The organism is Paenibacillus residui (assembly GCF_042677205.1).
Classification (GTDB): Bacteria; Bacillota; Bacilli; order Paenibacillales; family NBRC-103111; genus Paenibacillus_L; species Paenibacillus_L residui.
This window is the reverse complement of the sequence record NZ_JBHTIU010000066.1, coordinates 1-9,146: the sequence shown is the minus strand read 5'-3', so window position 1 is coordinate 9,146 and position 9,146 is coordinate 1. Positions and strand designations below refer to the sequence as shown.

The following is a 9,146-nucleotide window of genomic DNA, read 5'->3' as shown; positions in this document are numbered from 1 at the left end:
TAACAGCGACTAAAGAAGAATCGCTGCAAACGGTATGGACTGTGGCTCGAACCATTCCGGCCGGTGGCCAGATCGAACCGGAAGACGTCACGGCGATGACCCTGCCGACCGCATTGGTTTCGCCCGAGATGATCGCTAAGGAAGAAGAGGCGGTCGGTAAACACGCCAAAGTTGAACTTCGCCCGGGAATGCCGCTTCTTGCTTCTGTGTTGTATGAGGGCAACCCAATTGCCAAGGATGTGCGGACACAAGAGTTTCAAATTATCCAGCTTCCGTCGCATCTGGAAAAAGCACAGTATATCGATGTGAGGATCAACTTCCCGACTGGCGAAGATTTCGTTGTGCTTGCCAAAAAGCAGGTGCTTGATCGCGAGGGAACCGTCATTTGGCTGGAGATGAATGAAACCGACCTGCTGCTCACATCAAGTGCGATCATCGATGCCTATTTGCAAGGCGCAAGATTATACGCAGTGCCCTATATCGAACCGGGACTGCAAGAGGCAGCGACGGCGACTTATCCGGCCAATCCGATGGTGTTGGATTTATTGGAGCAAAACCCGAACCTGGTTGAGCAGGTTTCTACTGAGCTGGCTCGTCAGCAACGCGAAAGGTTGGAAAGCAACTTAAATGAAATGAGTGAAGCGGACAAAATGCGGGTGATGTACGGAAATGTCACCGTGCAGCAACAACTCATGAATGAACGGGCCGCAACACAGCAAAGCAATGCTGCTCAGCAAATGCCACAGCCCCCTAGTTTCCCGGAGCAGGATGACCAAGAGTCGGTGCAAGGAGAAGATGAACAGCCGCCTTCTTCCCTTCCGGTCGTGGTAGAAGAAGAATCGCCCGAAGCGACGTTGCCCGATCCACCGCCTGCGTTCGAGCCAGAATCAGAAACGGACCCGGATTATTCAGAAATCTTCAATCAATAAGGAGGAATCATGAAAAAGATTGTATTTTTAGGAGCGCCAGACAAAAGTCATGTGCTGTTATTACTTGGCAAACTCCTGGCCGCGATGGATTACAAGGTGCTAGTGGTGGACTCTACCCTAGCGCAAACGACACAGGGATATTTGCCGCAGGAAGAATTTCGTGCTCCGCTCTATGAGTTTGAAGGCATAGACGTGGCCTGTGGTTTTATATTGTATTCGCAGGTGGAACGATACTTGTATCAAAAAGCAAGTGGCATGGATTACGATGTGATGCTGCTGGACACCGACCATACCGAAATGGTCAAGGGGCGGGAGTTGCCCCATTACGACAAGCGGATCTGGTGCAGCAATTTCAACCGATTGACCATGCAGCGAAATGTCGAATTGATGACGCGGTTATGCTTGCATGAAGCGGAGAATCAACCTGTATCGTTTTACAAGATGATGCTATCCGTTGTTCCTCTGACTGTCACCGAGGCGTATCTCGATTCCGCCTTTGCTCAGCAGACCATTCGCTGGGAGGAAGCGGTTTTTCGTTTTCCGCTGGATGAGCATGATGTATCTGCCGAGCTGGAAAACCAGCATCATGGCCGCATCGATGTGAAGGGGCTATCGGGAACGTATCGTCGCACGATATGGGAGATGGCACAGCGGCTGTTTGATTGGGACGACAAAACCGTTCGCAAGGCATGGAAGCGAATTCGCCAAGAACGCGCCATCTTCCGTCGCTAATCAGGTTGATCAAAATGATTGAGAAAAGGAGGGGACACGGTGACGGGACATACAATCGTGTTTTGGAGTCCGGTATCGGGAACCGGGATAACGAGCAATCTGGCAGCGACTGCCTCGGTCATGGGACTGGAATATTCGACCCACATGTTGCTGCTTGGTCATTGTGAAAGTCACGATATCGCCTTGAAGCAATGCTTTTATCAAACGCATGCCTCTCGGGAGATGGACATGGATGTCTCAGTCAATATGGGTGTAGATGCGTTATTGCGACTGCTACAAAACCGAAAATTGCAACCCAACATGATTCGGGATTACACGCTGCCTTTGTTAAAGGACAGGCTCGACTTGCTGCCGGGTTCAGGCAAGCCGGATAATCGTTTTATTGACTTGGCCACCCCTTGGATGGAACCGCTGCTGAGCATGGCGAAACGGATGTATGATCTTGTGTTTGTGGATGGCGGCAGCGGAAATTCATCGGATTGGACCAACAGTTTACTGCGGCTGGCGGATGTGCTGGTGGTGTGCCTCCCGCAAAATCGGTTGGCTGTCCATCGTTTTTTTCGGATGGATGAACTTCAAACGATGCTCGCAACTAAAAAGCATGTGCTCGTGTTCGGATAATATGACCGGCATTCAACTTTAACCATTAAAAATTTGTTGCGTCCATACGGACGGCATTTGCGAGCATATTCGGTCAGTTACAATACACGGTGGTTGGATGATGGACAAAACGGGCACGCGATTTCTTACATGTATCGTAATCGGCAAGTGCCGCGGGAGCATGAAAACTATTTGTTTATGAGGGACGTGCGGGCGTTGGCACAGGTGTTGACTGAACAAACGGGTTTGCACAATGCCTTTTTCGGCGGGAAGGAGACCCCGATATGATGGGCGTATTACATGGTCTGTTGATCGGAGGCATTGTCTTAATTGGCGTATTGTTCCTGTATTTGCGCATGAGCCGAACTTTGCCGGAACGCCAGTAGGAAGCGCCGGTGTACACGTTGAAGGCGATGGAAGAATACGTCAAAGGAGCACTGCATGACGTGATAAGCGCCAATCTGACGGATTACGGTCTATCAGAAGAAGAGTACCGGCGACGGAAAAACAAGCGGGCGGAGATGAAAAAAGCGCTGCGCGGATGCACGTCTGGCGATCTGCGTGACAAGATGTATGTCAAGCAATATATAACCGATTTGCTTGCACAGCACTATACGTTGGATCATGAACATCTGAACCAGTTGATCCCGTTCAATCGCCCTGAATCGTTGACGCATCAGGATCGGTTTGACATCTTGCTTCATGTATATAAGAAACGTCACGGCTACCATGCGCTTAGTGAATTAATACGTCGCTATGATCTGGATCGGCCCAAGCCGGATGCCCAAGAAGAACAGGAGTTGTCTTACCGCATTACGGCTGAAGAAATCGGCGAGATTTATGAACAAGAAGATGTCCAGCTATCGGAAGAGGATAAACTGCAAATCGTGGTGCAGCGCATTTACCAGCACTACAAAGGCTTTAGTGTCGTGGACGAACTGCGCGATATGCGCATTGACGGCGTGTCCGGTGGTGTTTCCGGTTTGCCGCCTTCCGTATGGGAAGAAACATGGGATTGGGACGGGGATGTTCAACTCAGTGAAGTGCCGCGCGCGCATGACAGTGTGTGGGTTTTTTATGAAGGGAAATCCATCCACCTCAGTTTCCTATCCTTTGGATCGGAACTGGAGCTGCGGCGCGTATGCCAAAATATCTACAAGCATAATTATCCCGGCCAGTTGTCCGAAACGACCGGATACAAGGTGAATGAAATGGCCGACGGTTCTCGTGTCGTTGTGCTTCGCCCCCGATTTGCCGAATCGTGGGCTTTTTTTGTGCGCAAATTTGATGTGCAAAATGCCACTTTGGAACAGCTGATTCGCGATGAACATGCGGAACTGCCGATTGCTCTGATTCGCTATCTTGTGATGGGAGAGCGCATTACGGCGATAACTGGCGCGCAAGGCAGCGGGAAAACGACGCTGCTTATGGCCATGGTGCGTCATATATCCGCCCTGCTCCCGATTCGCGTTCAAGAGATGAGCTTTGAACTGCAACTGCGCAAAATTTATCCGAATCGTAATATTCTCAGCCTTCGGGAAACGGAAACGATCTCCGGTCAGGCCGGGCTGGATATACAGAAAAAAAACGGACGGCTCGGTCAACATTTTGGGTGAGGTGGCGACCGACCCGGTAGCGGCCTGGATGATCCAAATGGCGCAAGTGGCTTCACTTTTTACGTTGTTTACCCACCACGCCAAAACGTTTCGCGATTTGGTGTTGTCCTTGCGCAATTCATTGCTCAAAACCGGCGTGTTTACCAATGAACAGGTGGCAGAACAGCAAGTGGTCAGCGTCATCAACTTTGATATTCACTTAAAACGGGATGCGGACGGTCGCCGCTATATCGAGCGCATCACGGAATGCGTACCGCTTGCACAGGAAATGCCTTACCGGACAGACTTTCGCGAGAAAAAGACGCTGGATGAGAAGATGGATGCGTTTATGGAGACGGTGACGGACTACTTCCATCGCTCCACGGATCGGAAACTGTATGAAGCGCGAAATGTCATTGAATATCGGGACGGCCGTTATGTTGCGGTTCATCCGTTGTCCGAACAAAGCCGCAAAGATATTACAGAGCGGCTTGCCGGTCCGGACCAGGCAGCTTTCGAGGCGTTTTTGTGTAATTGGGGGGATGGCGATGAATCTTGAGTGGCTTTCCCTGCTGCTTGGCGGAGCGACGCTGTTGTTTCTTGGGGCGGTCTTAGCGTTTCAATTTTTGTCCCGCTATGGGGAAGCCGGGGCAGCACGAAAGTATGAAGCCTTGCGCCAACCTGCCAAAACGAGCAACAAGCAGGCATTGCACAACGGCATGCAACAACTCTATACCCTCTGCTCTCGTGTACCGCTCTTGCGTACCTACTTACACTTCATTCGTCGTCGTTTGGTTATTCTCCACCTGAGCGATGAGTGGAAGCTGCGTCTGGAGACGATGCGGACGGCGCTTTGGCTCTGGGGCATGTTGCTTGCAGCGGCTGTGCCGATCACGCTTTGGGTGCGCGATGTATTTACACTTGTTATGCTGATGATTGGCGGTTGGGTTTGCCACGGCATGTTAACAGACGTATTCGTACAACGGTTGGAAATGCGATTGTTGCGTCAGCTACGCCAGTTTTTCGGGGATGTCCGTCATCATTATCACCGACACGGAATGGTAGAAGAAGCGATTTACGAAGCGACGGATGAAGCGCCGTATGAAATGACTTTGCACGGCCAGGAAATCGTTGAAGTGTTGACCGACAGCCACGCGGAAGAACGACTGGAACAATACTTGGAAGCGGCTCCGAACCGTTATTTGAAAGGTTTGGCCGGATTGTCGTATCTGGTGAAGGAATACGGAGACAAACAAACGGATAGCGGATCATTGTATTTGAAGGCATTGGGAAAATTGGCCGGTGAATTAAACTTTGAACTGTTGCGCCGGGAACGCCTTGGTTTTTTGTTGCATGGGCTGTCCGTTATTGCCCTGCTTCCGCTCTTGTTTACCCGTCCGATTGAAGCATGGGCCAGCTATTATTTTTCGGCGATGGACGCCTTTTACAGCAGTGTGATGGGTTGGAGCATAAAGCTCGGCTTGATGGGGGGCGTTTGGCTCTCCTATGTTCTGCTTCGTCATATTCAGAACTTGGAGACCTCACCGAAAATCACCAGCCGAAAGAGATGGGAAAAATGGGTGCACGGCCGGGGCTGGATGCGTTGGCTCGTTCACCGTTTGGGTCCTGCTCCTGGCTCAAGGGAAGCGGAACGGATGGTGAAGCTACTGAAAGAAACGGCTTCTCCTTTGCGGTTGGAATGGTTTTATGTCCAGCGAATCGTGGCGGGAAGCATGGCTTTTCTTGCAGCAATGGGACTATTCATAGCTTTGCATTATGCGGATCGGCATCAAGTGCTGTACGCGCCGGTGTATGCTGATACGCTGTTTGGTCAAGCGACGCCTGAGGAGCAGGAAAAAGCGCTTGAAGCAGCCGTGCTGGATCGGAGAATCATCGATAAAGTAAAGGGGGTGAGGCCTACAGAGGAGTCGCTCTTGGAGCTGTTGCGAAAGGAGACCGGAGGAGAACGTTCGGATGAAGCGCTTCGCGCGGATACACAGCGCATTATGGGCAAGTTGGAGAAACTCGACAGGCAATACGTCAAATGGTGGCAAGTGCTATTGACCGTTTTGGCGGGCTGGGTCGGCTACTGGGCGCCGGTCGGCATTCGCCTGTTCCAGCGCAAGATGCGGCAAATGGAAATGAAGCATGAAGTGGATCAATTGCAGGCGGTCATTGCGATGCTGGCCGATATGGACCGCATGTCGGTAGAGCATTTGCTAATCTGGATGGAGCAGTTCGCCCGCGTGTTCGAAGAGCCGCTGCAAACATGCCTGCTCCATTTTGATCAAGGCGCTGAACAGGCGCTGGCGCAGCTCAAGGAGGATGCGCCTTTTCAGCCATTCGTGCGCATGGTGGAAAAGCTGGAACTGGCGGCAAGCACGCTGCCGATTCGAAAAGCGTTTGATGATTTGGAGTCCGAGTACGTGTATGCACAGGAAGAACGCAAGCAGGAGTACGAACGATTGATTGAGCACAAGGCGGGCTGGGGCAGAATGATCGGGTTCGCACCAATGATGGCGCTCATTTTCGGTTATCTGGTCATTCCGCTCATTGTTGTCAGCTTGAACCAAATGTCGGTGTACTACGAGCAATTGCAACGCATTCAATGATTCACCCTTAGCGGTGCTTTCCATGTTGGAAAGGACCGTTTTTTATTTCTACATTTAAAGGAGAGATCGACCATGTCCAATGCACAAAAGGCGCTGGTAATGGCGGCGGGCATTTTCCTCGCAATTGCGCTCATTACCCTCGCCGTCGTGTTGTTTATTTCCGCACAAGATTCAACAAAAGCAGCTCAAAGCAATTTTAGCAATATCCAAACGGAATTATCTCAGACGGCCTTTACGGTGTATGACAACACCACACTTTCGGGCAGCCAAGTCGTCAATGCTCTGCGCAAGTTTTCGGATCAGGAGCAGTTTGGCATTCAAATTATCACCGGGAAAAACCCGACCGGACAGTGGTATGGCAAAGTCATCAACATTGGCGTTCCAATGGACAGCATCACATATGGATCGGTCGTTGGCGATGCACCTGGACGTCTGGAGCATACCGTCGATGAAGCCAATGTGAACTATGTCAATCCAAGCGGAAAGTTTCAGGCGAAATTGGTGCTGGATCGCAGCAACGTCATTCGCGGGATCGTGTTCCGCCAACAATAAGGCACGAAAACGAAATGAAGCCAAGGGGGGGCCGTCTAGCTGGCGCCCCCTTTTGCTGAAAGGAGGAAGCCATTGGATTACGCGACGCGAACGATGTTGGAGGTGAGTGCATCCTGTCTCCTGTTTTTGATCGCCGTGGTTAACGGGCTATGGCTGTTTCAAAACGGCGCGACGCTTGCCGATTCGGCCTATCTCGCCGGTATGACGCAGGACCGGACCATCCGGCAAACGTTGTCTCCCTTGTCCGGTGATGGCATGATGTCGGGAACCGAAGTGTTTCAGGCCATCGCGCGGTTGGAAGAAGGAGATGCGGAAATCGTGGTGGATGGCGTCCGATACGCATCACCGGTGAACCGGGAGCAATGGTTTTCAGACAGAATCCAACTCCATGGCCGATACAGCGTCTTGCACGAACGTGACACGGACGGGCGGCTGTTGCGCCTGGTAGTCGTCACACGTTGAGGAGAATGCCATGAACAGTTATATTAAGGTGTTTGCGATACTGCTTGCCGTACTGCTGCTTTACATCTACCCGATTTACACAGCGTTCCAGCAGCAGGATGATATTTCAGAATTAGTCGTCCTGCGGGCGACAACCGCATTTGTGGATGCGGTACGTGACAAAGGATATATTTCACCGGCCATGTATACCGATTTCAGACAAACTATTGAGGCGACGGGCCTTGATTTCAATGTGCAGATGGAACATGAAAGCAAGAAATATGTGCCGGTATATGACGATCCGACCAGGCCAGAAACGTTCCAGGGTACGTATAAAGTGCATTACGATGCATTTTACAACGCTCAGATCTTGCCGGTGCTGTTTCCCGGTAGCTCTGCCCCCAGAGACGACCCGTCAAGAAGGTACAAACTGCGGGTGGGCGATACGTTCACCGTCACGGTCAAAAATGTGAGCCGTACGCCCGGCACGGTCTTGTTTGATTTTCTGAACAGCACCGTCAGCCCGAACGATAAAATATTCATTCCTTATGGCGGGGTGGTACGCAATGAAGTGGATTGAATGGGCTGTCGTTGGTGTGCTGATCTTTTTCCCGTTTGCCACAATCAATCAGATTGACGTAGAACTGATGCGTCAAACGATGCTGCTCGAACTGCGTTATGACGCTGCCATGGATGCAGCGGTGGATGCGGCGGCACAAGCACTCATCATCAATGCAGATCAGCAGCATGAGTCACGCTACGAGTCGGTCAAGCGAGTGGCGGTCAACACGGAGGAAGCGCTCACGGCGTTTTACCGGACGTTGTACACCAATTTCGGCATATCCGGCGATCCGGTTGCGCAAGGGGTTTTGAACCGTTACATTCCGGTGATTGTTGTCATTGGATACGATGGGTTTTATGTTTATGCCGAGGATGAATGGACAGATCGTAACGGCCAAACGGTCATGGCACCGGCTTGGGGAACCAAACGGCCGTATGCGTATACCGATTCAAGCGGCAACAGCTATTCCTTTACGTTGGATGAACAAGTGCTGGTGTATGCTGCGGCAACTCGCAGCTGGCATGAGGGTTTTCGTAGGGACATTCAGGCGGAGGCCAACATTCCGTTGTTACGAGATGCGGCGTTATTTCATGAAGTGCGGCTCAGCACCATCGTGGGCGCAATACAGGATGAGCTGTCCTATCGGATCAACAAGCATAACGAGGTCGCCCTGCGAAATGGTCTTTCCTATACGTTTACACTGCCGTCCATCCCGCTAGAGGAATGGCACAACACGATTGCCGATGTAGGCGTTGTGGCTTTTATGCAGGGAATTCCGATGGGACGCAAGGAATATAACAACTACGCACTGGGCGGCAGCCGCGTAATGAAGCAAACGGAGATTGTAGGAGCGATGAAAGACAATATGAAAGTATATTATCGCAGAAGCTGTCCGTACTCCTATCCGATAGAAGAAACGTTCGCAAGCGAAAAAACGGCGGCGCAACAGGGATATATGCCGCTTTCTTGTTCCTCTTTCTAAGGGTGGACAGTCTGACTCATGCACATTATGCTAGTAGTAACAGTACAACCAGTCCAGTCAGGATTACTTGAATAAGAGCTATTCCTGTAATGAATTAATTTGCGGTTTGAAAAGAAAGAGCGCCTCCTGTATGCTGGGTCT

8 protein-coding genes and 1 pseudogene are annotated in these 9,146 nt (G+C 51.1%); all 9 read left to right on the top strand.

Annotated elements, in window-relative coordinates; translation table 11 throughout:
• Nucleotides 1-929, top strand: a 929-nt coding sequence (locus tag ACFQ03_RS17470; RefSeq protein WP_379289740.1) for an SAF domain-containing protein, incomplete at its 5' end; no start/stop codon positions are given.
• 9 nt (nucleotides 930-938) lie between these two features.
• Nucleotides 939-1,661: a hypothetical protein gene (locus ACFQ03_RS17465; RefSeq protein WP_379289738.1), complete on the top strand. Its 723-nt coding sequence runs from the start codon at nucleotides 939-941 to the stop codon at nucleotides 1,659-1,661.
• 39 nt (nucleotides 1,662-1,700) lie between these two features.
• Complete coding sequence (locus ACFQ03_RS17460) at nucleotides 1,701-2,282, top strand: hypothetical protein (RefSeq protein WP_379289736.1); 582 nt, start codon at nucleotides 1,701-1,703, stop codon at nucleotides 2,280-2,282.
• Between the two features lie 263 nt (nucleotides 2,283-2,545).
• Nucleotides 2,546-4,415, top strand: a pseudogene (locus ACFQ03_RS17455) (pilus assembly protein CpaF).
• Nucleotides 4,405-6,468 carry a hypothetical protein gene (locus ACFQ03_RS17450; protein WP_379289734.1) on the top strand — a complete coding sequence of 688 codons (2,064 nt, stop codon included), beginning with the start codon at nucleotides 4,405-4,407 and terminating at the stop codon, nucleotides 6,466-6,468. The pseudogene ACFQ03_RS17455 and the gene ACFQ03_RS17450 overlap by 11 nt, the downstream one beginning before the upstream one ends.
• 72 nt (nucleotides 6,469-6,540) lie before the next feature.
• Entirely contained in the window at nucleotides 6,541-7,020 is a 480-nt protein-coding gene (locus ACFQ03_RS17445) for a hypothetical protein (protein ID WP_054819771.1), read from the top strand.
• Nucleotides 7,021-7,092: 72 nt separating this feature from the next.
• Nucleotides 7,093-7,482, top strand: a complete 390-nt coding sequence (locus ACFQ03_RS17440) for a hypothetical protein (RefSeq protein WP_379289732.1) — start codon at nucleotides 7,093-7,095, stop codon at nucleotides 7,480-7,482.
• Between the two features lie 10 nt (nucleotides 7,483-7,492).
• Complete coding sequence (locus tag ACFQ03_RS17435; protein ID WP_379289730.1) at nucleotides 7,493-8,041, top strand: hypothetical protein; 549 nt, start codon at nucleotides 7,493-7,495, stop codon at nucleotides 8,039-8,041.
• Nucleotides 8,028-9,005: a hypothetical protein gene (locus tag ACFQ03_RS17430; RefSeq protein WP_283927144.1), complete on the top strand. Its 978-nt coding sequence runs from the start codon at nucleotides 8,028-8,030 to the stop codon at nucleotides 9,003-9,005. Before ACFQ03_RS17435 ends, ACFQ03_RS17430 begins: the two co-directional genes overlap by 14 nt.
• The last annotated feature ends 141 nt before the right edge of the window (nucleotides 9,006-9,146 follow it).

Coding starts and splice junctions, on each gene's coding strand:
- ACFQ03_RS17450 (WP_379289734.1), top strand. CDS start 4,405: ATGAATCTTGAGTGGCTTTCCCTGCTGCTTGGCGGAGCGACGCTGTTG.
- ACFQ03_RS17435 (WP_379289730.1), top strand. CDS start 7,493: ATGAACAGTTATATTAAGGTGTTTGCGATACTGCTTGCCGTACTGCTG.
- ACFQ03_RS17445 (WP_054819771.1), top strand. CDS start 6,541: ATGTCCAATGCACAAAAGGCGCTGGTAATGGCGGCGGGCATTTTCCTC.
- ACFQ03_RS17430 (WP_283927144.1), top strand. CDS start 8,028: ATGAAGTGGATTGAATGGGCTGTCGTTGGTGTGCTGATCTTTTTCCCG.
- ACFQ03_RS17465 (WP_379289738.1), top strand. CDS start 939: ATGAAAAAGATTGTATTTTTAGGAGCGCCAGACAAAAGTCATGTGCTG.